Origin of the sequence: Galactobacter valiniphilus (genome assembly GCF_003575975.1) — a bacterium.
GTDB lineage: Bacteria > Actinomycetota > Actinomycetes > Actinomycetales > Micrococcaceae > Galactobacter > Galactobacter valiniphilus.
The window spans coordinates 1-22,398 of record NZ_QQXK01000012.1 but is presented as its reverse complement, the minus strand read 5'-3'; the positions used below and the strand labels follow the sequence as shown (position 1 = coordinate 22,398).

The 22,398-nt window shown below is 70.9% G+C and carries 21 protein-coding genes and 1 tRNA gene; 8 read left to right on the top strand and 14 right to left on the bottom strand.

The features are described from left to right. Positions 1-14: 14 nt before the first annotated feature. Together DWB68_RS07380 and DWB68_RS07375 are read left to right on the top strand one after the other, a co-directional pair. Positions 15-1,715, top strand: a complete 1,701-nt coding sequence (locus tag DWB68_RS07380; RefSeq protein ID WP_119424503.1) for a sensor histidine kinase — start codon at positions 15-17, stop codon at positions 1,713-1,715. Between the two features lie 161 nt (positions 1,716-1,876). After that, positions 1,877-2,167, top strand: a complete 291-nt coding sequence (locus DWB68_RS07375) for a WXG100 family type VII secretion target (protein ID WP_119424502.1) — start codon at positions 1,877-1,879, stop codon at positions 2,165-2,167. 151 nt (positions 2,168-2,318) lie between these two features. Here the strand turns inward: DWB68_RS07375 and DWB68_RS07370 are convergent, their stop codons facing one another. After that, the gene (locus DWB68_RS07370; RefSeq protein ID WP_158588241.1) at positions 2,319-4,319 is read right to left on the bottom strand and encodes an exo-alpha-sialidase; all 2,001 of its coding nucleotides are present in this window, start codon (positions 4,317-4,319) and stop codon (positions 2,319-2,321) included. 108 nt (positions 4,320-4,427) lie between these two features. Between DWB68_RS07370 and DWB68_RS07365 the strand changes: the two genes are divergently transcribed. Continuing rightward, positions 4,428-5,342 (top strand): DUF4031 domain-containing protein, encoded by a 915-nt coding sequence (locus DWB68_RS07365; protein ID WP_119424501.1) that lies wholly within the window; start codon positions 4,428-4,430, stop codon positions 5,340-5,342. A gap of 292 nt (positions 5,343-5,634) precedes the next feature. Here DWB68_RS07365 and groL read toward each other — a convergent pair whose 3' ends face one another. The 3 genes from groL to DWB68_RS07350 form a co-directional block, all read right to left on the bottom strand. Next, complete coding sequence (groL, locus tag DWB68_RS07360) at positions 5,635-7,260, bottom strand: chaperonin GroEL (RefSeq protein WP_119424500.1); 1,626 nt, start codon at positions 7,258-7,260, stop codon at positions 5,635-5,637. Between the two features lie 398 nt (positions 7,261-7,658). Further along, a complete protein-coding gene (locus tag DWB68_RS07355) occupies positions 7,659-8,351 on the bottom strand; it encodes a LytR C-terminal domain-containing protein (protein WP_119424499.1) in 693 nt (230 codons plus the stop codon). 3 nt (positions 8,352-8,354) lie between these two features. Then, positions 8,355-8,672, bottom strand: coding sequence for a DUF3263 domain-containing protein (locus DWB68_RS07350; RefSeq protein ID WP_233548668.1), 318 nt, complete (start codon positions 8,670-8,672; stop codon positions 8,355-8,357). Positions 8,673-8,763: 91 nt separating this feature from the next. On the opposite strand from DWB68_RS07350, the gene DWB68_RS07345 reads away from it, so the two are divergent. Continuing rightward, positions 8,764-9,519 carry a uracil-DNA glycosylase gene (locus DWB68_RS07345; RefSeq protein ID WP_119424498.1) on the top strand — a complete coding sequence of 252 codons (756 nt, stop codon included), beginning with the start codon at positions 8,764-8,766 and terminating at the stop codon, positions 9,517-9,519. A 50-nt stretch (positions 9,520-9,569) separates the two neighbouring features. Here DWB68_RS07345 and DWB68_RS07340 read toward each other — a convergent pair whose 3' ends face one another. Further along, positions 9,570-11,348, bottom strand: a complete 1,779-nt coding sequence (locus tag DWB68_RS07340) for a threonine/serine exporter family protein (protein WP_158588240.1) — start codon at positions 11,346-11,348, stop codon at positions 9,570-9,572. 193 nt (positions 11,349-11,541) lie between these two features. Here DWB68_RS07340 and DWB68_RS07335 point away from each other — a divergent pair, with 193 nt between their 5' ends. Further along, a complete protein-coding gene (locus DWB68_RS07335) occupies positions 11,542-12,624 on the top strand; it encodes an LLM class flavin-dependent oxidoreductase (RefSeq protein ID WP_119424496.1) in 1,083 nt (360 codons plus the stop codon). 322 nt (positions 12,625-12,946) lie between these two features. On the opposite strand, the gene DWB68_RS07330 is transcribed toward DWB68_RS07335, so the two are convergent. From DWB68_RS07330 to DWB68_RS07310, 5 genes are all read right to left on the bottom strand, one after another. After that, positions 12,947-13,020: transfer RNA gene (locus tag DWB68_RS07330), tRNA-Val, on the bottom strand. 105 nt (positions 13,021-13,125) lie between these two features. After that, the gene (locus tag DWB68_RS07325; protein ID WP_119424495.1) at positions 13,126-14,085 is read right to left on the bottom strand and encodes an ABC transporter substrate-binding protein; all 960 of its coding nucleotides are present in this window, start codon (positions 14,083-14,085) and stop codon (positions 13,126-13,128) included. Positions 14,086-14,155: 70 nt separating this feature from the next. Then, complete coding sequence (locus DWB68_RS07320; RefSeq protein WP_119424557.1) at positions 14,156-14,812, bottom strand: ABC transporter permease; 657 nt, start codon at positions 14,810-14,812, stop codon at positions 14,156-14,158. Further along, positions 14,809-15,453, bottom strand: a complete 645-nt coding sequence (locus DWB68_RS07315; protein WP_119424494.1) for an ABC transporter permease — start codon at positions 15,451-15,453, stop codon at positions 14,809-14,811. The genes DWB68_RS07320 and DWB68_RS07315 overlap by 4 nt, the downstream gene beginning before the upstream one ends. 3 nt (positions 15,454-15,456) lie before the next feature. Beyond that, positions 15,457-16,284: an ABC transporter ATP-binding protein gene (locus DWB68_RS07310; protein WP_119424556.1), complete on the bottom strand. Its 828-nt coding sequence runs from the start codon at positions 16,282-16,284 to the stop codon at positions 15,457-15,459. A gap of 160 nt (positions 16,285-16,444) precedes the next feature. Here DWB68_RS07310 and DWB68_RS07305 point away from each other — a divergent pair, with 160 nt between their 5' ends. Continuing rightward, on the top strand, positions 16,445-17,203 hold the full coding sequence (locus DWB68_RS07305) for a TetR/AcrR family transcriptional regulator (protein WP_158588239.1): 759 nt from the start codon (positions 16,445-16,447) through the stop codon (positions 17,201-17,203). Then, on the top strand, positions 17,200-18,057 hold the full coding sequence (locus tag DWB68_RS07300; protein ID WP_119424492.1) for a 3-hydroxyacyl-CoA dehydrogenase: 858 nt from the start codon (positions 17,200-17,202) through the stop codon (positions 18,055-18,057). The genes DWB68_RS07305 and DWB68_RS07300 overlap by 4 nt, the downstream gene beginning before the upstream one ends. 198 nt (positions 18,058-18,255) lie before the next feature. Here the strand turns inward: DWB68_RS07300 and DWB68_RS07295 are convergent, their stop codons facing one another. After that, positions 18,256-18,921 carry an NADPH-dependent F420 reductase gene (locus tag DWB68_RS07295; protein ID WP_233548667.1) on the bottom strand — a complete coding sequence of 222 codons (666 nt, stop codon included), beginning with the start codon at positions 18,919-18,921 and terminating at the stop codon, positions 18,256-18,258. A gap of 214 nt (positions 18,922-19,135) precedes the next feature. Here DWB68_RS07295 and DWB68_RS07290 point away from each other — a divergent pair, with 214 nt between their 5' ends. Next, on the top strand, positions 19,136-20,236 hold the full coding sequence (locus DWB68_RS07290) for a DUF2510 domain-containing protein (protein ID WP_119424490.1): 1,101 nt from the start codon (positions 19,136-19,138) through the stop codon (positions 20,234-20,236). Positions 20,237-20,250: 14 nt separating this feature from the next. Here DWB68_RS07290 and DWB68_RS07285 read toward each other — a convergent pair whose 3' ends face one another. From DWB68_RS07285 to DWB68_RS07275, 3 genes are all read right to left on the bottom strand, one after another. Then, positions 20,251-20,610, bottom strand: coding sequence for a DsbA family protein (locus tag DWB68_RS07285; protein WP_119424489.1), 360 nt, complete (start codon positions 20,608-20,610; stop codon positions 20,251-20,253). Between the two features lie 21 nt (positions 20,611-20,631). Further along, complete coding sequence (locus DWB68_RS07280; RefSeq protein ID WP_119424488.1) at positions 20,632-21,132, bottom strand: hypothetical protein; 501 nt, start codon at positions 21,130-21,132, stop codon at positions 20,632-20,634. A gap of 1,096 nt (positions 21,133-22,228) precedes the next feature. Continuing rightward, positions 22,229-22,398, bottom strand: a 170-nt coding sequence (locus DWB68_RS07275; RefSeq protein ID WP_147391616.1) for a transposase, incomplete at its 5' end; no start/stop codon positions are given.

The following is a 22,398-nucleotide window of genomic DNA, read 5'->3' as shown; positions in this document are numbered from 1 at the left end:
GACGAGATCACACCATGCAGTCCCTGACGCGCCTTCTGCGTCACGTCTCCCTCCGCACCAAGCTCGTGGCGCTCATGGCCGCCCTCATGATGGCCGGCATCGTCGCCACCGCGTGGGGCACGGCCCAGTCCACGCGTTCGGCCCTGATCGCGCGCGTCGACGCCGATCTGCGCGCCAATTCCCGCACCATGACCCTCGCCATGGACGAGGCCATCGAGGCGGGGCAGAGCTACATCACGGGCACCGGCACCGTCGGCACCGCCACGTTCTACGGGGCGGTGTTCGACGAGGCAGGGCAGCAGATCTTCGAGAACAGCGTGGGCGGGACGGACCGGCCGGCCATCAGTTCCTTGCTGCCGGACACGGTGGTGGAGCGGGAGAGAACGCCCTTCACGGTGCCTGGCACCACCGCGACCTCCCGCGGCTGGAGGGTCATCGCCGTGGCCGACCTCGGTTCCCAGGGCTCGGCGATCATCGCCACGCCGCTCGCCGAGACGGTCGGCAACACCGAGCGCGCGGTGGCCTCCATCCTGCTCGTGGGAACCCTCGCCACCATGGTCATGTCCCTCATCGGCTACGCCGTCACGACGCGTGCCTTCCGGCCGCTCATCAAGGTGGAGCGGACGGCCGCGGCGATCGCGGGCGGCGATCTGGCCAGGCGCGTCGAGGAGTACCCCATTGAGACCGAGGTGGGGCGACTCTCCGCGTCTCTGAACGCCATGCTCGCCCGGATCGAGGCCTCGTTCCGCGCCCAGGCGGCGTCCGAGGACAAGATGCGTCGCTTTGTCCAGGACGCCTCGCACGAGCTGCGCACCCCCTTGGTGACGATTCGCGGCTACTCGGAGCTGTATCGCCACGGCGGCATCCCTGCCGGGGAGCCGCTGGATCAGGCGATCGGACGCATCGAGAACGAGGCCAAGCGCATGTCGCAGCTCGTCGAGGACCTGCTCATGCTGGCCCGCCTCGATGAGGAGCGGCCGCTCGAGTCCGAGCCAGTGGACCTCCTGGTCATCGCCGGCGACGCCGTCGCAGACGCCCGCGTGAATGCGCCGGACCGCCAGGTGCGGCTCGTCGGGATCGATGGGGCGCCGCCGCGCTCGGCTCCCACGATGGGCGACGAGTCGAAGCTGCGCCAGGTGGTCGTGAACCTCATGACCAACGCCCTGCGCTACACCCCGGCCGGCACGCCCATCGAGGTGGCCGTGGGCGTGCGCGAGGTGATCGCCGGCCATTCGGACGCCGTCCTCGCGATCGTTGACCACGGCCACGGCATCCCGGCCGAGGACGCGGCCCGCATCTTTGAACGCTTCTACCGGGGCGACATCTCCCGCCAGCGCGAGACCGGCGGCACGGGTCTGGGCCTGGCCATCGTCGCGGCCATCGCCAAGCAGCACGACGGCGGCATCCGGCTCAGCGAGACGCCCGAGGGCGGCGCCACCATGTCCCTGCGCGTCCCCTATGTGGCTCCCCCGGAGGCCGTGGACGAGGCCGAGGCCGAGACGGCCGACGAGGCAGAGCCCGCGCGCGGGCGCGAGGCCGCCCCGGTCACGCGCTCCCTGCAGCTGCTGCGCAGCACGTTTTCCCGCCGTGGCGAGCGCAAGGACGACAAGGGCACGGACAAGGCCGACAAGCGCGACGGCGGCGGACCGGGCGACGCCGTTGATGGCCCGGAGAACGGGCCGGGCGGCGGGGGCTCGCCGCGCCGGCGGCGCTGACCCGGGCGCTGAACGACGGCGGGCCGGTCCCCTCACAGCGCACGCACCTCGGTGGGTCCTCCCCAGCCGGCGACCGCCCGGCCGTGGCCGGGCTCGTGGCGCGGAAGAGTGGGGTTCCGGCCGTCACGCGGATGGCGGCATCCCGGACTACAGGAGGAACCATGGCCACGTTCAGCACCGACACAGCGCTCATGCGCACCAAGAGCGCACAGGTGCTCGCCACGGCGGAGCGGGTGCGCTCCGAGGTCTCGAGCATGCACGCCTCGCTGCAAGACCTGAGCGGCTCGTGGAGCGGCGCGGCCAGCCAGCAGTTCCAGGGGCTCATCACCCAGTGGAGGCAGGTCCAGTCCAAGGTCGAGGAGTCCCTGGCGCAGATCAGCCGCGCCCTCAGCAGCGCCTCCACCCAGTACGACGAGGTGGAACGGGCCAACGCGAGCCTGTTCTCCTCCTGAGGACCAAGGGGAGACGCGGCCTCCCGCGGACCGTGACCCGGGAGGGCGAACTCCCCACGGCCGGATGAACCGGCTGGGCAGACGAAGGGGCGGGGCGTCTCGAAGACACCCCGCCCCCACCGTTCGGGTTCGGCCCGCCGACTCGGTGCAGCTACCGGGCCTCGGTCAGCGGCACCAACGGGCCGTTGCGGCGCAGCGTCTGGATCAGCGTCCCGGAGTACCCACCGACGCGCAGCTCCCAGGAGGTGCTCGGGGTGAAGCCGCCGGCGGCGAGATCGGCAGCCGTCACCGTGTGGAAGGCCGTGGTGCAGGTGTAGGACGAGCCGGCGGCCAGCGCCGAGTAGCCGCAGTTCGGCGCCGACGGGCGGCTGAACCCGCTCAGGTCGCCGGTCGGCACCAGGGCGAGCGTCGCCTGCGAGCGGTTGCTCACGCGGTACGTAACGGCCACCTTGTCCCCCACGGACACCTCTCCGGTGCCCTCGGCCTGGGCCGCGACCGTGACGAGCTCCTCGCCCGTCGCGGGCAGGTTCAGCGCCACCTTGGAGGTGGAGGACTCAGCCCCTGCGGTCACGGTCACGAGGCCGATGTAGTCACCGGCGTGGAGGCCGCGCGGCGAGGTCAGCTTGAGCTTGACCCGCTTGCTCTGCCCGGGGCGCAGGGTGCCGACGCCCTTGTCCTCTCCCGTCCAGCCCGGGCCGGCGGCCAGCGCCACGCGGTCCAGCTTGAGCGCGGAGGAGGAGACGTTGCTGAGGGTGACGGTAACGTCGGTGGTCGCGGTGCCCTTCGCCTTCCCGTGGGTGCCCAGCTCGAGTTCGGCGGCCTCGGCCGTCACGGTGACGGGCAGGGCCCCGAGCCACGCCAGGCTGAAGCGCGCGAAGCGGATGCCGCCGTTGCCTCCGTCCGGCTCGTAGAGCAGCCCGATGGATCCGTCGGGCAGCGTCGCCAGCGTCGAGTAGGCCATGCCGCCGGTCTGGAAGACCCGCGAGCCGGACCACGTCTTGCCGTCGTCGAAGGAGATGCGCACCGTGCCGTTGGTGCGCGAGGAGGTGCTGCCGGCGTTGGAGAAGAGCAAGACCTTGGCCTCGGCCGAGCCCTGGGGCGCATCCGGGAACGCGCGCAGCACCGAGGCATTGTTGGTGGGATCGGGCAGATTGCGGTCGAGCGTAACCTCGCCGTAGCTCACTCCCCCATCCGTGGAGTAGGCGACCTTGCGGGCCTTGGAGCCTGCCGAGTCACGGGAGTTGAGCATGATCGTGCCGTCGGAGAGCTCCACGGTCTTGTTCTCGTCCATCCCCGTCCCCACGGACGTGCCGGCCTTCCAGCTGGCGCCGTGGTCATCCGAGTAGACGCTCACGGCCTGCAGCGCACCCGCGGACGTGCGGATCGTGAACTGCTGCACCAGTCGGCCGGCGTGCGGGCCGTAGCGCAGCTGGATGCCCTGCCCGGAGGCGGCAAAGCGGGAGATCCAGCCGGCCTGCGGGGTGATCTGGTCGGTGATGACCTCGCCGCTCCAGGTCACACCGTTGTCGGTGGAGCGGGAGAGAGCCGCATGCAGCACATTGCGGTTCTCCAGGCTCGTTCCGGCCGTGGACCCGAAGAAGCCCTGGTCGAAGGAGAGGACGTGGAAGTTGAAGATCTCCCCCGTCTGGCGATCCACGATGTAGCTGGGATCGGAGTAGCCGCGCTTGGGGGCGCTCGTGACGCCGGCGGCCACCACGGTCTGGGCGCCCCAGCTCTTGCCGCCGTCGGTGCTGCGGCGCTGCAGGATGGAGTTCGGGCCCGGGGCATCGCCGCCCGTGGGGCGTCCGTCGTAGGACGCGAGCAGGTCGCCGTTGGGAGCCACGGTGAGCGCCGGGATGCGGTAGTTCGGGAAGCCGCCCTGGCCGTTCGTGGCCAGCTGGGTCTCCTCGTAGAAGGAAGGAAGGGACCACGAGGCGTTGTACTGCGTCGAGGCGGCGGACGCCGCCACGGGCGGCTGGGAGCCCTCAACGACGGGTGACGGTGCCGCCTGCGCCGGGACGAGCGAGACGGCGGCCAGGGCGAGGGAGGCCCCGACGGTCCCGACAACGCGCCATCCGAGGCGGCCGGGGCGGGAGCGGTCAACACGGGCAGAAGTGGGGACGTTGGACGTCCTACCTGAAGAGGTCAGCATGCTGGCCTTTCAAAAGATGTGATGAGGACCACTCGACTCTAGGATATTTCCTGACGGTGTCCAGACAGACCGGCGGGTAACTTTGCGGGGCCGCCGTAGGCTCGCCACATGAGCATCCTGATCGACCCGCCGTTGTGGCCCGCCCACGGCACCACGTTCTCGCACCTCGTCTCGGATGCTTCGCTCGAGGAACTGCACGCCTTCGCCCGAGCGGCGGGGCTTCCCGACCGCGCCTTCGACCGGGACCACTACGACGTCCCGGCCCGGCGTCACGCCGAGCTCGTGGCGGCGGGCGCCGAGTCCGTGTCGGCCACCGAACTCACGCGCCGCCTCATCCGGGGCGGCCTGCGGATCCCCGCGCGCGAGCGCCCAGACCGACACGACGCCTGGCTGCGCCGCGACTTCGGGGTGCTACTGCCGGACTCGGGCGGCTTGGTCGATGACCTGCTGGGTCGCTGGGCCGGCCCCGAACGGCACTACCACGACCGCCGCCACCTGGCGCAGGTCCTGCGGGGGCTCGATTGGCTCGCCCCGCGCGAGGCCGAACGGAGCCCGGGCGGCGCCTCCCCTGCCGCCGACGCCCGGGCCGCCCGGCTCGCCGCCTGGTGGCACGACGCCGTGTACGACGGCGTGGCCGGCGCGGACGAGGCGGCCTCCGCCGAGCTCGCGGCGAGCGACCTGGAGGGCCTCGAGGCGCGCGGCAGCATTCGCCGGGTCGGGGAACTGATCCTCATGACGGCCCACCACGAGCCTCAGGACGCGGCGGCGGCCCTTCTCAGCGACGCCGATCTGCGCGTCCTCGCCCGCCCCGAGGCCTCCTACCGGCGCTACGTGGAGGACGTGCGCCGCGACTACGCCCACGTGAGCGACACCGACTTCGCCACCGGCCGCGCCGCGGTGCTGCGCACGCTGCTGGGCCGGGAGCGCCTCTACTCGACGCGCACGGCCCACGAGGCGTGGGAGGCACCCGCCCGCGCCAATCTCGAGGCCGAGCTCCGCGGGCTCGAACACTCCCAGGGGTAGCCGCGCCCGGAGCCGCTCCCCGACCACCCGCCGTCGGGCCTTCCTCACCCTGGACTCCCGCCTTTTTCGTCGAATCCCGCACGCTTTGCCCGGGACTGAACGAAAAAGGCGGGATGGGGCGACGGGCCTTGCGAGCGGCACCCAGCACCCGGCACCCGGCTCCTGGCACGTGGTACCTGGCAGCAGCACCCGGCCGGGGAAGCCGGCCACCCGCCGTCGGGCACACAAAAGGCCAGCGGCCCCTCGCGTGAAGCGAGGGGCCGCTGGCTGTGCTTGAGAAAGCGGGGGAGGCTCAGAAGCCGCCCATGCCGCCCATCTCGTCGCCACCGGCGGCCGGGGCGTTCTTCTCCGGCTTGTCGGCCACGACGGCCTCGGTGGTGAGGAACAGGCCGGCAATGGAGGCGGCGTTCTGCAGGGCGGAACGCGTGACCTTCACCGGGTCGTTGACGCCAGCGGCCAGCAGGTCCTCGTACACGCCGGTGGCGGCGTTGAGGCCGGAGCCGGCGGGCAGGGACTTGACCTTGTCGGCGACAACGCCCGGCTCCAGGCCGGCGTTGAAGGCGATCTGCTTCAGCGGGGCCTCGATGCCGACCTTGACGATGTTGGCGCCCGTGGCCTCGTCGCCCTCCAGGGAGAGCTTCTCGAAGGCCTTGTTGCCGGCCTGGATCAGGGCCACGCCGCCGCCGGCGACGATGCCCTCTTCCACGGCTGCCTTGGCGTTGCGCACGGCATCCTCGATGCGGTGCTTGCGCTCCTTGACCTCGACCTCGGTGGCGGCGCCGACCTTGATGACGGCCACGCCGCCGGCCAGCTTCGCCAGGCGCTCCTGCAGCTTCTCGCGGTCGTAATCGGAATCGGTGTTCTCGATCTCGGCGCGGATCTGCTGCACGCGACCGGCGATCTCCTCGGCGGAGCCGGCGCCCTCGACGATGGTGGTCTCATCCTTGGTCACGACGACCTTGCGGGCCTTGCCGAGCAGCTCGATGCCGGCGGTGTCCAGCTTGAGGCCGATCTCCTCGGAGATGACCTGGCCGCCGGTCAGGATGGCGATGTCGGCCAGCATGGCCTTGCGGCGGTCGCCGAAGCCCGGGGCCTTGACGGCGACGGACTTGAAGGTGCCACGGATCTTGTTCAGGACCAGGGTGGCCAGCGGCTCGGACTCGACGTCCTCGGCGATGATCAGCAGCGGTTTGCCGGTCTGCATGACCTTCTCCAGCACCGGGACGAGGTCCTTCACGGCGGAGATCTTGGAGTTGACGATGAGGATGTAGGGATCCTCCAGCACGGTCTCCTGGCGCTCGCCATCGGAGACGAAGTACGCGGAGATGTAGCCCTTGTCGAAGCGCATGCCCTCGGTGAGCTCAAGCGTCAGGCCGAAGGTGTTGGACTCCTCGACCGTGATCACGCCCTCCTTGCCGACCTTGTCCAGGGCCTCGGCGATGAGGCCGCCGACCTGGGTGTCACCGGCGGAGATGGACGCGGTGGCGGCGATCTCTTCCTTGGTTTCGATCTCCTTGGCGGCGGCCAGGAGCTCCTCCGTCACGGCGGCGACGGCCTTCTCGATGCCGCGCTTGAGCGAGATCGGGTCGGCGCCGGCGGCAACGTTGCGCAGGCCTTCCTTGACGAGGGCCTGGGCCAGGACGGTGGCGGTGGTGGTGCCGTCGCCAGCGACGTCGTCGGTCTTCTTGGCGACCTCCTTGACGAGCTCGGCACCGATCTTCTCGTAGGGATCCTCGAGCTCGATCTCCTTGGCGATGGAGACACCATCGTTGGTGATCGTGGGGGCGCCCCACTTCTTCTCCAGCACCACGTTGCGGCCGCGGGGGCCGAGCGTGACCTTGACGGCGTCGGCCAGGGTGTTCAGACCCTTCTCCAGGCCGCGGCGGGCTTCCTCGTCGAATGCAATGGTCTTGGCCATGGCGATTGCGTGTCCTTTCCGGAACTGACGTGCGTTCTCGGAACGGCGGCAGGTGCCCGCGACGGACGGCGAATCACCGCGACGACTGTGGCGCCGGGCAATGTCGCCTCACCTCACCGGTTCCGGTGATCTCCGTGCGGCAGAGCCCGCGCAGGCCGTGCCTGGCAGTCTCACCGCAGGAGTGCTAACTCCATGTTGGCACTCGACCACCCCGAGTGCAAGACGGGCGGGCGCGTTGCGCCGAGGGCTAAGCGAGCCGGGTGGGGAAGCGGCGAGGCACCCGGCGACGGGCCCGGTCCGAGGCCCCGTCCGAGGCCCGGTCCGGAGCCAGGCCACAGGCCTGCCGCCGCGCCGGGTGCCGGCCAGGTGCCGGCCAGGCGCCGCGCCCGGCGGCCGGGTCAGCGGGTCAGCTGATCCGCGCCGAGCACCACGGAGACGGGCGCCGGGATGTTGGAAACCTGGGCCACCGAGGAGATCCCGAGCTTCGCGGCGATGGCCTCGGCCGTCGCGCGGTTCGCCGAGGTCTTGTAGTAGACCGTGGAGGTCGAGGCCTTCTTGCCCCAGTTGTTGGTGCGCACGGTGCTGTAGCCGCCGTTGCTCAGCATGGCGGCCGACTTCTGGGCCAGGCCGGACACGGAGGTCGCGTTGTACACGCCGACGGAGGTGGACAGGTCCGCGGCGGCGGCGCTCGTGCTGGCGGGTGTGCTGCTCGCGGCGGTGGATTCGCTCGCGGAGGCGCTCGTGGAGGGAGCCTCGGAGGAGGCGGGGGCGGAGCTGGAGGCCTCGGTGCTCGCGGGGGCGCTCTCGGAGGAGGACGGCGCGGCGGAGCCGGCCGCGCTGGAGGCCGCACCCGTCACGCTGCCGCTCGTCGTGGTCTCGGTTGACTCGCTCGCGGTGGACAGCGCGGAGGAGGCCCAGGGCTTGACCACGGTGAACATGAGCACGCCGACGATGAGCGCCAGCACGCCGCACACGATGAGGGCCCAGAGCCCCGTGCGGGGGTCGCGCAGCTGCACGAACGAACGGTGGGCACCCTCGCGGCGGGTGTGCTCCGAGACGTCGTCGAACTCGTCGCGGGGGTACTCGTTCATCGCTTAGCTTTCCTCGTGTTCAGTGTCCGGGCCCGGGAGCGAGCGGCGCACGGGGGTGCTGCTCGCTGCCAGGGGCGCCGGGCGGGAGGCCCGCAGGCGCCGGACAAGCTGGGGGTCGAAGGCCTCGGCCGCCTCGGAGTCGATGAGCCGGTTCAGGCGTTGGTAGTAGACGGCACTGCTCAGGTTCAGGAGCGCGCGGATCGCCTCCTGCTTGGCACCTGCGTACTTGAAGGGGCGCGACTCCAGGCGAAGCATCTTCTGCTCCGTCGGCGTCAGCGGGGTGTCCCGCGCCTCGGCGACGGGTTCCTCCCCGGTCTCCACGCGCTTGCCTCCTCCTCCGCTTGGGTACGGCGTCCATCCTACGGGGCCGAGCCTGTGTGCACCGGGAGGACGGGGCTGGGAGCATGGTGGCATGAGCCACCGCAGCATCGTCCCCTCCCCCGGCCTCCTCGACTCCGCCGAGGCGTGGGGCGAGCGCGGGGTGCATGCCGCTTGGCTCCCCGTGCTCGCGCCGCTCAGGGAGCGCTTGACCGCGCTGGGCGCCGCCCTCGAGGCCAGGGCGCACGACGGCGAGCGCCTCCTTCCGCCCGAGCCGCGCGTCTGGCGGGCGCTGGGAATGGCGCCCGAGGCCGTCAAGGTGCTCATCGTGGGCCAGGATCCCTACCCCACGCCGGGGCACGCCGTTGGCCTGTCCTTCTCCACCGAGGCGACGGTGCGGCCGCTGCCGCGCAGCCTCGCCAACATCTACGAGGAGCTCCGCGCGGACGTGGGGCTCACCCCGCCCTCGCACGGCGATCTGAGCGCATGGGAGGAACAGGGCGTCCTGCTGCTGAACCGAACGCTCACGGTGGCGGCGGGCGAAGCAGGGTCCCACGCCCGCCTCGGCTGGGGCGCCGTCACCGACGCGGTCGTGGCGCACCTCGGCGCGCGCCCGGGGGCGCCGGTCGCCATCCTGTGGGGCAAACACGCGCAGGAGCTGACGCCGCTCCTGGGCGATCACCCGATCATCGCGACGGCACACCCATCGCCGCTCTCCGCGCGCCGGGGCTTCTTCGGGTCGAGGCCCTTCACCCGCGCCAACGAGGCCCTCGCCGCGCTCGGCGTGGACCCCGTGGACTGGCGCCTCCCCGCCTTCGGCGACGACGCGTCGTCGGGCACCCTGTTCTAACCACGCGCGGGGCCCGGCCACACGGCCGGGCCCCGCGCGGCCACGGGACGTCAGCGCCGGCGGATCCGCTTGCGGGCGCGTGCGTTCCAATCCTTCGTGAAGGGACGGGCGAGCGTGTCGCCCAGGGCCACGCCGGCGGCGATGCCCATGATCACGGCGAAGGCGTTGAACATGCCCACGAGGCCCGCGCTGATCTCGTTGTCGTCCGCCATGCGGTACATGGCGCGGAAGATCGAGAGGCCGGGCAGCAGGATGACGATCGCAGGGACCGCCAGGACCAGCGGCGTGGTGCCGATGCGCAGGCCGATCCAGCGGGCCAACAGGCCGATCACCACGGCCGCGATGGCCGGGGCGAGGCGCGGGCTGTGCCAGACGTAGTCGGTGAAGAGGCGCAGCACCAGGTAACCGGCCACGGAGATAGCGGCGATGATCCACAGGTGCCGCAGGGCCACCTGCTGCACCACGGCGCCGCACACCACCGCACCGGCCACGAGCAGGCACAGGATCGGCAGCGGAAGCGAGGGCGAATCCGGGGCGGCGGCGAGGTCGAGGTCGCGCGTGGAGAAGGCCCTCCAGGCCGCGACGCCCACCAAGATGCCGGAGATGATCGAGGCATAGGTCAGCAGCGCCGAGAAGAGCCGCCCCACCGCCGTGACCGGGAAGCCGTAGATGCCGTCCTGCACCGCCGAGACGAAGCGCCCGCTCGGGAGCAGGAGCATCATGCCGCCGGCCACGACCAGTTCGGGATGACTGAGCCAGTCGAGCTGGAACAGCACAAACGCCACGACCGTGGCCACGAACATGCCGGCCGCCACGGAGAAGAAGGACGGGACGCTCCAGCGCGAGCCGAGCCGCGTCACGAGCGTCACGAGCAGCGAGGAACCCGTCGCGGCGAGCGCGCCGTTGACGCTGCCGCCGATCACGAGCACGAAGAAGCCGGCAAAGAGCGCGCCGGCGGCCAGGACGATCGGCTTGGAGTACGGCTTGTGCCTGCGCCGGATGGAGCGCAGGCGGTTGCGGGCAAACTCGAGCCCCACGCGGCCGGCCGTGATGTCGGCGACGAGCTGATGCACCAGGGTGAGGCCGGCGTAGTTATCGCTCGAGGAACGCACGACGCGCAGCATCGAGACGGGCAGCCCCTCGGGCGGGGCGTGGTTCAGGTGGACCGACTGGTTGGTGATGTCCACGTCCACGTGCCGCAGGCCCAGCGAGGCGGTGACGGCGATGACGCTCGTCTCCACGTCCAGCGCGCCGGCGCCCCAGCGGAACATGGCCTCGGCCAGATCCAGGGCGAAGAGCAGCACGGGGCGCGCGAGCTCCTCGACGCTCTCCGGCGTCGGGGCCACGGTGGGGTTGGCATACGGGGACCCCACGAGCCGGTCAACGATGTTGAACGTCGTGGTGGGCGGGGCCTGGTCCTCGATGAAGCGGCGCAGCAGCCGGCGCGCCTGCGGGTGCGCCTGCTGCGGGACCGCCGTGGTGCTGGCGCCCTGCTGGAGCACGTACGGGGAGGTGGAGGGACTCGCTTCGGCGGGCGACTGGGTGGTGCCACCGGCGTGGCCGGCGGGTCGCGCCGGCGGCGCTTCGCTGCCCGACGACGCGGCGGGGCCGGCCTGGGTGCCGCTGGGCACCGGGGTGCCGTCGGCGGCCAGCTGGCTCGCGGTCACCTGGCGCAGGAGCGAGACCCGGGGCGTGGGCACCCCCTCTCCCGGGGCCGGCGCATCGGTGCGCAGCGCGCCGGCGGCCGAGGGCGGGACGGCGGGCAGCGGCACCGCGAGGTGTGCCGCGGTGTCCTCGCCTGGCTGGCGCTGAGGACTCGGCTTCTTCACGCCCGTGATTCCTCCTGAAGCAACGGTGACTGGCTGTGTTTCCCACTCTACGAGCGGGCGCTGGCCGCGGCCCAGGGACGCGGTGTGAACTGGCATGAGAACTTGGACACGGGGCGTGCGGGAATGCCCGGCATCGGATATAGTTGACACGTCAAAGAGTTCGCCGGATCGCGGCGGAACGGTCAGGAGAGACATGAGCACCCCCACCGGCATCGTCGAGGCCCCCACCGCGCAGTCCGAGCTGCAGATCGGCGTCGAGACCTTCGGCGACATCACCGCCGCGCCCGGCGGCGGCGTCACCTCGCACGCCCAGGTGATCCGCGACGTCGTGGCCGAGGGCGTCGCCGCCGAGGCCGCCGGCCTCGACTTCTTTGGCGTGGGCGAGCATCACCGTCCCGATTACTCCGTCACCTCGCCCGAGGTGGTCCTCGCCGCCGTGGCGCAGGCCACCGAGCGCATCCGCCTCGGCTCCGCCGTGACCGTGCTCAGCTCCGATGATCCGGTGCGCGTCATGGAGCGCTTCGCCACGGTGGACGCCCTCTCCAACCGCCGCGCCGAGATCATCGCCGGCCGCGGCTCCTTCATCGAGTCCTTCCCGCTCTTCGGCCTTGACCTGCGCAACTACGAGGAGCTCTTCGAGGAGAAGCTCGACCTTCTGGCCCAGCTGCTCAAGAACGAGCCAGTGACCTGGGAGGGCAAGCTGCGCCCGTCGCTGACGAACGCCAAGGCCTACCCGGAGATCGAGGACGACGGCCGCCTGTTCACCTGGGTGGGCGTGGGCGGTTCCCCGCAGTCCGTGATCCGCGCTGCCCGCCACAACCTGCCGCTCTTCCTCGCGATCATCGGCGGCGATCCGCTCTCCTTCAAGCCGCTGGCCAACCTCTACCGCCGCGCCCTCGGCGAGCTCGACGGCACCGAGCAGCCCATCGGCGCCCACGTGCACGGCTTCGTTGCGGAGACCGACCAGGAGGCCCTGACGACCCTGTGGCCGCACTACCAGGCCTCCATGGATCGCATCGGCGCCGACCGCGGCTGGCCGCCCTACACCAAGGGCCAGTTCATGGCCGCCGCGGAGGAGGACGGAAACCTCGCCGTGGGCTCGCCCGAGACGGTGGCGGCGAAGCTCACGCGCATCGCGGGCGGGCTGGGGCTGAACCGCCTCGACGTGAAGTACTCCCACGGCTCGCTGCCGCACGCCGATAACCTGCGCAGCATCGAGCTGCTCGGCACCGAGGTCAAGCCCCGCGTGCTGGAGCTGCTCAAGAACGAGGCCTGAGCCCCACTCCCGGCGCGAAACGGGCGGCCGGCACCCTTGGTGCCGGCCGCCCGCGCTGTTCCACCCGTCGAGTGCCCAGCGACAAGACGCCCGGCGACAAGGTGCCCGACGACGCTGGGGCCCACCCCGCGCCGTCGCCCCCGTCCCGCACTTTTCGTTCCATCCCGCCCCTTCTGTACGGGATGGAACGAAAAATGCGGGAGGAGAACGCCGGGTGAAGGAGGAGAGCGCCGCCGGAACGCACACCTGAACGGGCGCAGGGGCGCTGAAACGACGAAGGACCCGCTCCAGCGGAGCGGGTCCTTCGTGCAGGGTGCGATAGTGGATCTTACTGGACTCGAACCAGCGACCTCTCGCGTGTGAAGCGAACGCTCTAACCAACTGAGCTAAAGATCCACGAACCGAAGTGATTCGGCGTACTCGACAAGTTTATCCGGTCTCGCGCGCACTTCCAAATCGACCTCTCCCCGCGGCGCGCATCGGCGCGCCGCGGGGCCCGGCTTAGAGCAGGCCCTGCTGCGTGAGCCAGTCCTTGGCGAGGGTGGCACTGCTGGCCTTGTCCTCGACGCTCTTGCGGTTCAGCTCCACGAGCGCCTCGGTGCTGAGCTTGGCGTCCACGGCCGCGATCGCCGCCTTGGCCTTGTCATCCACCTTGGAGGACGCCAGCGCCACCACGTTCTGCGGCAGGACGAGGTGCTTGGGGTCCTCGAGGGTCACGAATCCCTCGGTGGCGATCGCCGGGCTGGCGGAGTAGAGGTCGGCGACAGGCACCGAGCCGTCCTTGAGGGCCTTGACCGTGAGCGGGCCGCCGCCGTCCTCCACCGGCGAGATCTCCGCCTCGATGCCGTAGGCGGACTTGAGCCCCTCCGGCCCGTACGGGCGCTTGGCCAGCTCGGAGTTTCCGGCGATCTTCACGGGCTGCGGGAGCTTGGAGAGGTCGGCGATGGTCTTGAGCCCATACTGATCCGCCGTGGCCTTCGTGACGTTGAAGCTGTCCTGATCGGTGGCGGCGGCCGGCTCCAGCGCGCTCAGCCCGCTCGGCAGCGCCCTGCGCAGGGCCGAGAGCACCTCGGCCGGATCGGTCGCGGTGGCCGACTTGTCGAGGTACTGCAGCAGATTGCCCGTGTACTCGGGGAAGACGTCGATCTTGCCGGCCTTGACCTGGTCCATGTAGACCTCGCGCTGGCCGATCTGGTACTGCCGCGTGACCGTGAATCCCGCGTGCTCGAGGGACTGGGCATACAGCTCGGCCACGATCTCGTTCGAGTAGTACTGCTGCGAGCCGACCACGAGGGCGCCGGAAGCCGCCGAACCGGACGCAGAGGACGAGGCAAGGGGATCCGAGGACCCACAGGCCCCCAGGGTCAAGGCAAGGACGGCCGCGCCGCCGGCGGCCAGGGCGCGCCGCCGGGTGACGCCGCCGCGACCCGCCGCGCTGGTGGACTGGATGGACGTACGCATGGCAACTCTTTTCGTCCGACAGGGCCCGGGTACCCGGGCTTTGCCACCCTAACCCGCTGGCCCGACAGCGTCACCTGCCCCGGCGGGCAAACCAGCGCTGGAGGCCGGCCAGCACGACGTCGAGCGCCAAGGCGAGCGCGATGGTCACCAAGGAGGCCCCGAGCATCATGGGGTAATCCTGCGTCTTCAGGCCGAGGAAGAGCGGGCGGCCCAGGCCTCCCGCGCTGACGTAGGCGGCCAGCATGACGGTGGAGACGACCTGAAGCGTGGCCGAGCGCACGCCGCCCATGAGCAGCCCCAGCCCCAGGGGCGCCTCCACCTTGGTGAGGACCTGGAGGGGGCTCATGCCTTGGGCCTTGGCGGCGTCCGTCACGGTGCGAGGCACGGCGTCGACACCCGCGTACCCGCCGGCGAGGATCGGCGGCAGCGCGAGCACCACCATCGCGATGACGGGAGCCGGAAGCCCGAGCCCCAACCACAGCGCCAGGAGCGTCACGAGGCCGAGCGAGGGTAGGGCGCGGGCGGCCCCAGAGAGCAACACCACCAGATTGCGGCCGCGGCCGGTGTGCCCCACGAGGTAACCGAGGGGGATGCCGACGACGGCGGAGATGGCCAGGATGAGAGCCGTGTAGCCGAGGTGCTCGGCCAGGCGGATCCCGAGGCCGTCCGGGCCGGCCCAGTTCGCGGGGTCGAAGACCCAGGCGAGGGCTTGAGCGAAGAGGTTCATGCCGCCACCGCCCGCCGGGCCCACGGCGCCAGGAGGCGGCCGAGCAGGCTGATGAGCTGGTCGAGCAGCACGGCGAGGACCACGGTCAGCACAAGGCCGGCCACGATCTCCTCCGTGATGCCGCGCTGGAAGCCGTCAACAAAGAGCAGGCCGAGCGAGGGCAGGCCGAGCACGCCTGACACGGTCACGAGCGAGACGGTCGAGACCGCCACGACGCGCCAGCCGGCGGTGAGGGCAGGGATCGCGAGCGGTAGCTGCACGCCGAAGGTGAGCCGCCAGCCGCCCATGCCCTGGGCCTTGGCCGCGTCGAGCACGGTGGGGTCCACGGCGCGCAGGGCGTCGCTCACGGAACGCACCATGAGCGCCACGCCGTACAGCGTGAGCGCCGCGACAACGTTGATGGGGCTGCGTAGCCCCGTGCCGAGGATCGCCGGAAGCATGACAAAGAGCGGGAGCGAGGGGATCGCGTAGAGCAGGCCCGTCCCGGAGACCAACAACCAACGCGAGGCGCTAAAGCGCGCGGCGAGCCAACCGAGCGGCAGGGAGAGCAGCAGGGCCAGCACCACGGCAGGCAGCGCGAGGGACAGGTGTTCTAGGGTGCGTTGCAGCAGCAACTGGCCGTTGGCGAGGATCCACTGCACGGTTCAGGACTCCTGGGGCGCGCGCGGCACCACGCCGAGCGGCCGGCCGAAACGATCGAGCACCACATCGCCGGCCGCGCCTGGCTGCAGGTGCAGCGCGCGCTGGGCGCTGTCCAGGCCCAGGAAGCCGCGCACAAAGTCGTCGGCGGGGGCGGAGACAATCTCCTCGGGGGTGGCGTCCTGGGCGATTTCGCCGCCGGGGCGCAGCACCACGATCCGGTCGGCGAGGAGCAGGGCCTCGTCCATGTCGTGGGTAACGAAGAGGATGGTCTTCTTCAGCTCGTCCTGCAGGGCACGCAGCTGGGCCTGTAGTTCGGCGCGGACGAGCGGGTCGACGGCACCGAAGGGCTCGTCCATGAGCAGCACGTCGGGATCGGAGGCGAGGGCGCGGGCCACGCCAACGCGCTGCTGCTGGCCACCGGAGAGCTGGCCCGGATAGCGGGAGTAGCTGAGGGGGTCCAGCCCCACGCGCTCCAATTGCAGCAGGGCGCGGCGCCGCGACTCCTGCTTGCTCTCCCCGCGCAGCAGCGGCACGGTCTCCACGTTCGCGAGGACCGTGCGGTGCGGGAGCAGGCCGGAGCCCTGCATGACGTAGCCGATCTCGCGGCGGAGCTGGACGGGATTGGCCTCGCGCACAGCGCGGCCGTCCACGAGCACGCGCCCGCGGCTCGGCTCCACCATGCGGTTGACCATGCGCAGGAGCGTCGTCTTGCCGCTGCCGCTGGAGCCGACGAGCACGGTGCAGCTGCCCGCCTCGAGGCTCAGCGACACGTCGCCCACGGCGCGCGTGCCGTCCGGATAGTCCTTGCCCACGTGCTGGAACTCGATCACGGCGCCCACGCTACAACGCGCGCGGCCGGCGTGGGGCCTGCGCGGGGCAACATCGCGTGTGAGGGAGCAGACACTCCACCGTCGAAAAAATGAGTAGACTCATTCATGAGTCCACTCAGGAATTCGCCTCGGTGGGAAAGCGACCCGGAAAGGAGGCCCCGTGAGCACGCAGCCCCAGCCGCTCGGCCGCCGCGAACGCGGCAAGCTCGAGCGCGCGGCCCGCATCGCAGACGCTGCGGCCACCCTCTTCGACGAGGCCCCCTTCGCGGACGTGACGACGGAGGCCATCGCCCGCGCCGCAGACGTCGCCGAGGGAACCCTCTTCCGCTACGCCTGCTCCAAGACCGAGCTGCTCGTCCTGGCGCTCAACACGCGCTTCGAGGCGGCCCTTGACCGCGGCCTCTCGACCGCCGCCGCGCTGGACCCGCTGGACACCGTGGGACGCGTGGACGCTCTGGCCGGCGCGCTCCTGGCGATCGGTGACGAGCGCCCGGACAACGCGGCCCTCTATCAGCGCGAGCTACTCTTCCCCACCATAGGCGGCGACTACCTCAGCGAGGGCGAGCGCATCGCGCGCCGCTGGGAGCTGGCCATCGCCGAGCCCTTCGAGGAGCTCGCCGCATCGCTCGCGAGCGCCTCCGGCGCGGCCGCCACTGAGGTGGATCCCACCCAGCCCCCCGCCCCGGCGGGCGAGGCACCCGCGGCCCCGGCCGCCGTCGGGCACCTCGCCACGGAGGCCCGCCTCGCGGGCTCCGCCGCCTGGGACGCGATCCAACTCAGCGTGGCGCGCCGCGCTCGCGCCGGCTTCCCGCTGCTCTCCCGGGCGGACCTGCGAGGCCAATTCGAACTCCTCGTGCGGGCCCTGAACCGCACCGAGGTCGTCAACAACACCCCAACCACACAGCAGGAGTCACGATGAGCAACATCCAGCACGTCACGGTCCTCGGCACCGGCGTCCTCGGTTCCCAGATCGCTTACCAGGCGGCGTTTGCCGGCAAGACCGTCACGGCCTATGACATCAACGACGACGCCGTGGCCGCCGGCCGCGAGCGCGCGGCCGGCCTGGCCAAGCGCTACGAGGCCGAGGTCGACGGCGCCGCCGGTGGCAAGGCCCAGGCCGCCCTCGAGTCGATGACCTTCACCGCCGATCTCGCCGAGGCCGTGAAGGACGCCGACCTCGTCATCGAGGCCGTGCCGGAGAAGATCGAGATCAAGCGCGGCACCTACGAGAAGCTCTCGGCCGTGGCCCCGGAGAAGACGATCTTCGCGACCAACTCCTCCACCCTGCTGCCCTCCGACATTGTCGACGCGACGGACCGCCCGGAGAAGTTCCTGGCGCTGCACTTCGCCAACGAGATCTGGAAGCACAACACGGCCGAGGTCATGCCCGTGCCCGCCACCTCCGAGGAGACCAAGCGCGAGGTCGAGGAGTACGCCGCCGAGATGGGCATGGTGCCGATCGTCCTGAAGAAGGAGAAGGCCGGCTACCTGCTCAACTCCCTCCTGGTGCCGTGGCTCGACGCCGCGGCGGGCCTGTGGGCCGGCGACTTCGCCGATCCGGAGACCATCGACAAGACCTGGAAGCTCGCCACCGGTTCGCCCATGGGTCCGTTCCAGGTGTTCGACGTGGTGGGCCTGACCACGGCCTACAACATCACCTCCTCGAACCCCGACCCGGCCCACCAGGCCGTGGCCGCCAAGCTCAAGGAAAAGATCGACGCCGGCGAGCTCGGCCGCGCGACCGGCAAGGGCTTCTACACTTACGACGCCTGAGCCGTAGCGCCGACCACGCGAAAGGCTCTCCCCTTCACGGGGAGGGCCTTTCGCGTTGCTCGGGCACCTGTCTTGTCAGCAGGGGGCCTTGCGATCAGGGGCCCGGTGCCCGACGGCGCGTGCCCGCGTTCGCGGGCAACGCCCGGTGGGCGCGGGCCGGGTTGGCCGGGCTGAACCCGGCTGCGCCGGGCGTCCGGGTCAGGCGCGCTGGGGCTCGGGCACGGCGACGTCGAGCGCGGCGCGCATCTGCTGCGCGTCGAAGGAGCCGTTGAAGATGGGGGTGCCTGGCTGGAAGCCGGCGCTCGCGGCGAGGTCGCCGGCGTCCACCGGGTCGAAGCCGATCTCGTCGAGGAAGCGGGCCACGAGGGCCTTGGCGTCCTCGTCGTTGCCGGCAAGCGCCACGGCACGGCGCTCGGGGTCGCCGGCGGGGCGGTGGTCGGATTCCATCTCGTGGTAGCCGATGTGGTTCAGCGTCTTGACGGTCTGGGAGCCGTCCAGGAAGGCGGCGATCACCTCGGCGGAGGTGTCCGGCACCTCGAACTCGTCGATGCGCCCGTCGGTGCCTGCCCAGTAATTCATGAGGTCAACCACGACCTTGCCGCGCAGCGCCTCGACATCCAGCGTGCGGTAGCGGTGCAGCGGCACGGCGGCGATGACCAGGTCGGCGTCGGAGACGGCCTCCGGGATGGACGTGGCGGTGACGCCGGGGACCAGGAAGTCGGCGATGAGGGCCAGCTCGCGGGCGTCTCGGGTCGTGGCCAGGCGCACGTCGTGGCCGGCGGCCACTGACAGGCGGGCCAGCACGGTGCCCACGTGGCCGGCACCGAGCACGGCGACCTTCAGCGGGGAGGCGGGGTTGCTCACGTCTACTACTCCTGGGGAGGGATGCTGCTGGGGCGGAGCCGCCACCGGCGGCGAGCGCCGCTCGAGGTGAGGTTCCATGAAGACTCAACGACGCGGCGTCGGGCGTTGTTCCCCTGATGGCCTGTGATCCGGGCCGGCCCCTCGCGCCAAACGCCCGTTCTCCTTTGGGTGGTGCTCACTTCATTCTGCAGCGCCGTCCCCCGGAGGTCTCCGCATGAATCAGCTGCCCCCGTCCCCGCCCGCCGACTGGTACCCGGACCCGACGGGACGGCATCAGCACCGATATTGGGACGGGACGAACTGGACCGACACGGCAGCGAGTAACGGGGCAGCGGTCCACGACCCGCTGGTTCCGCTGCAACGTCCCGTTGAAGCTCGAGTCTCGGCCACGTCCGCCGCTGTCGTCGCCGCGACCGAGGAGGCGCCCCGCAAGCGCAGGCTGTTCGGTCGCCGCCCGGCTCCCGCAAGCACGCGCGAGCGCCAGCCCACGGGTGCTCGCGCCCCCTACCCGCTCGCCGGCGGAAGCGGCCGGCCGGGAGTCGAGGTCGAGGCGGAGTTTGCCTACATGGAGGCGATTCACGCCGCGCTGGGGCGCGCACCCCGGCTCGACGAAGAGATGGTTCTGGAGGACCTGACCGCCACTCTCGTGCCGGAGCCGGACAATCCGCACGATGCGAACGCTGTCGCCGTGCAACTGGGCGGCCGCACCGCCGGATATCTCGGACGCGACGACGCGCGGGAGTACCAACCGGTGCTGATGGACCTCGTCAGGGCGGGCTTCGCCCCCACGGCGCGGGCCAACTTGTGGGCCGTCGCGCGCAAGGACTACGACAAGCCGCGCAAGCCCCGCTACTTCGCGAATCTCCGCTTGGCCCTCAAAGATCCGCACCTGCTGATCCCCGTCAACGACCCTCCCGAAGCCGCCTCGTCATTGCTTCCGTGGGGCAACGCCCTCCAACTCACCGGCGAGGAGAAGTACCAGGGCACCTTGGCGCGATACGTCTCGCCTGCGGGCGACGGACTCGCACTCGGCACGCTCCACGTGACGGTTGGCGGCACGGCCAAGTCACCGAAGGACGTCATCGAAGTCCGCATCGATGGGCAGCCCGTCGGTACGTTGTCCGCCGCGAGTAGCGTGCACTTCGCTCCGGTAGTCCAGCACCTCGCCTCGGGAGGGGTACTGGCCCTCGCATGGCTGAGGTTGAAGGGGAACGCCGTGTCCACGCAAGTCACGCTGCAGGCGACCAAGTCCCACGAGCTCCCCCAACAATGGTTTGCGGAGCTTTCGACCATTCCTCGGCTGCGCCAGCGCTGAGCACCCAGTGCTGTTTAGAAGCGCTCCTCGACCCAGGCCTTGAACTCGTCGAAGCTCGCGCCGTCGAACTCCTCACCGTTCATGAAGATCGCAGGGGTTCCCGGAACGCCGTCCAGCAGCATGTTGCCCTTGGAGACCGCGGCGTAGGGACGGAAGGTGCCCCTGGCGATGCATTCGCTCACGTCGGGACCGCCGGCCTGCGTGACCACAGAAGCCAGTTCCTCGTCGCTGCGCTCGCGCTGATCCGCGTACAGGGCCTTCATGGCTGGGAGGAAACCTGCCGGATCCTTGTCGGCCACGCAGTACAGGGCGTTGGCGGCGCGCGCCGGGTACGCGGAGCCGGAGGGCAGGATCGGCACGAGCCGGTACTCCACGGTGACCTTCTTTTCAGCGAGCTACTGGGAGATCGCCGCCGCGTTGGTGTTCTGGAAATTGGCGCAGTGCGAGCACAGCAGGTCCGCGTAGATGATGAGCTGTTCGGGCGATCCGGAGGAGTCCACGCCGCGGGGGCGGGCCCCGCCGGGCGCCACCGAGGTGGCGTCCTCCGCGGCCTGGAGTTCCGCGCTCGTCAGGTGGCCGCCGCCCGTCGGCGCCATGCTGCTGGGGGTCTCCAGGACCACGCCGCCAGCGCGGTTGCCGGTGGCGGGGATGGGTGCTGCGCCCTCGGGGCCCTGCGACCCCGGGGTGTCCGGCGTGCCTTCCGGGCCGCCTGGGCTGACCGGGCCGGCCGAGGGCAGGGACGGCGGGCCGCTCGGATCAACGCCCCCTCCAGGGGCGGGCGGGCTCACCGACTGCGCGGTGGCGCCTCCCCCGGAGCTGAGCCCGGGCACCCCCGGCACCCCGCCCTGGCCGCAGGCGGTCAGCGCAAGCACGGCTGCGACCGCCAGCGCGGTCATGGACCTGGACTTCTTCACGGCACTCCCCCAGCGTCGCCAACAGTTGCGCCCATGATGCCACTGATGCCCCGGTCACCGGCTCGCGCCGGCCGCGCTGGCCGGTCGCATCCATGCAGAAGAAAAGCGATACCCCCGTCAGGACAGGGGAACCGCGTTCGAGCCCCTCGCCGGATTCGAACCGATGCCCCCCTATTAACAAGACAGGGCCAAGTCTGTGCCACCATTTAGGAGAAGCTAGCCTCGGGGGATGCGTCGACTCGGGCGCCGATTGCGTGCCAACTACTCGGTCTACGGTGCCTCAGCCTGTTTGCCGGCCCTGTGCTGGGCGCTGGGCGAAGAAGTCATCCCCGCGCTCGGGCGACTGTTCGAGCTGAACGTCCCAAAGGAGGCCGTAGCCGTGCGGCGTCATCGCGTCCGACGTGCGCCCAGCCATTCTCTGAACGCCCTTCCTGGAAGGCCCAGCAAAGCGCCGCGTGACCCCACTCGTGGGCGTGGAACTCTCGAGCCCGGTCGCCGCCCTCGCGGCCTACCAACACGTCCGCCACATCTTCCTCGTTCACGACCGCCTCGTCGGAGCCGCGAGCGGGTAGTCCCCGCGCGACCCGCGCGTCGCCGCATTGAGATCTAACAGGAGCTGGCCTCGCACTGGCCCGTCGCGGCGGTGCTGGCTCATCGGCTCGCCATTCCCGCAGTCGGTAGCGCCGCACAACCAGACCGTCGCACCTCATGCCGCTGATGCACCCCCGAGCGCACCGACGGCACCTGCTCTGCCATCTACGCTACCGCCGGGTACTTCGTGGGAAACCGCTCGCTCCAACGCTTGCCGCCAGCGTCGACGTCGTCGGTAGCCCAGACCTCGTGAGGCACCTCGGGGGCGTCGGGCGTCCAACGGTTCTGCTCTCGCCGCTCCTCGAGCGAGACGAGCCGCCGGACCGCCGCTCATCGGGCAAGGGTCTCGTCGGCCGGCGGCTAGCGGCCAAAGTGCCCATGCTCGACACGAACGAGTGCGTAAGTGGAGACGCAGCCGCGCTCAAACGGCATCGACCGAGGAGCGATCTATTTGGGATGGCCCCCGCTGGTGGCCTTTTGGGGCTCTTCACGAACGAGGGTGTAGTTGGGGTCTGAATCCTCCTGACTCGAGTAGTGATCTGGCGATGTAGTGGCTGAGGTTGCGGAAGCCGAGGGCGGTGCCGCGGAGGTGTTCGAGGCGGCCGTTGATGGCCTCCGTGGGGCCGTTGCTGGTGCCGGACCGGTCGAAGAACGCGA

Coding starts and splice junctions, on each gene's coding strand:
- DWB68_RS07380 (WP_119424503.1), top strand. CDS start 15: ATGCAGTCCCTGACGCGCCTTCTGCGTCACGTCTCCCTCCGCACCAAG.
- DWB68_RS07375 (WP_119424502.1), top strand. CDS start 1,877: ATGGCCACGTTCAGCACCGACACAGCGCTCATGCGCACCAAGAGCGCA.
- DWB68_RS07370 (WP_158588241.1), bottom strand. CDS start 4,319: ATGCTGACCTCTTCAGGTAGGACGTCCAACGTCCCCACTTCTGCCCGT.
- DWB68_RS07365 (WP_119424501.1), top strand. CDS start 4,428: ATGAGCATCCTGATCGACCCGCCGTTGTGGCCCGCCCACGGCACCACG.
- groL (WP_119424500.1), bottom strand. CDS start 7,260: ATGGCCAAGACCATTGCATTCGACGAGGAAGCCCGCCGCGGCCTGGAG.
- DWB68_RS07355 (WP_119424499.1), bottom strand. CDS start 8,351: ATGAACGAGTACCCCCGCGACGAGTTCGACGACGTCTCGGAGCACACC.
- DWB68_RS07345 (WP_119424498.1), top strand. CDS start 8,764: ATGAGCCACCGCAGCATCGTCCCCTCCCCCGGCCTCCTCGACTCCGCC.
- DWB68_RS07335 (WP_119424496.1), top strand. CDS start 11,542: ATGAGCACCCCCACCGGCATCGTCGAGGCCCCCACCGCGCAGTCCGAG.
- DWB68_RS07325 (WP_119424495.1), bottom strand. CDS start 14,085: ATGCGTACGTCCATCCAGTCCACCAGCGCGGCGGGTCGCGGCGGCGTC.
- DWB68_RS07320 (WP_119424557.1), bottom strand. CDS start 14,812: ATGAACCTCTTCGCTCAAGCCCTCGCCTGGGTCTTCGACCCCGCGAAC.
- DWB68_RS07300 (WP_119424492.1), top strand. CDS start 17,200: ATGAGCAACATCCAGCACGTCACGGTCCTCGGCACCGGCGTCCTCGGT.
- DWB68_RS07290 (WP_119424490.1), top strand. CDS start 19,136: ATGAATCAGCTGCCCCCGTCCCCGCCCGCCGACTGGTACCCGGACCCG.
- DWB68_RS07280 (WP_119424488.1), bottom strand. CDS start 21,132: ATGACCGCGCTGGCGGTCGCAGCCGTGCTTGCGCTGACCGCCTGCGGC.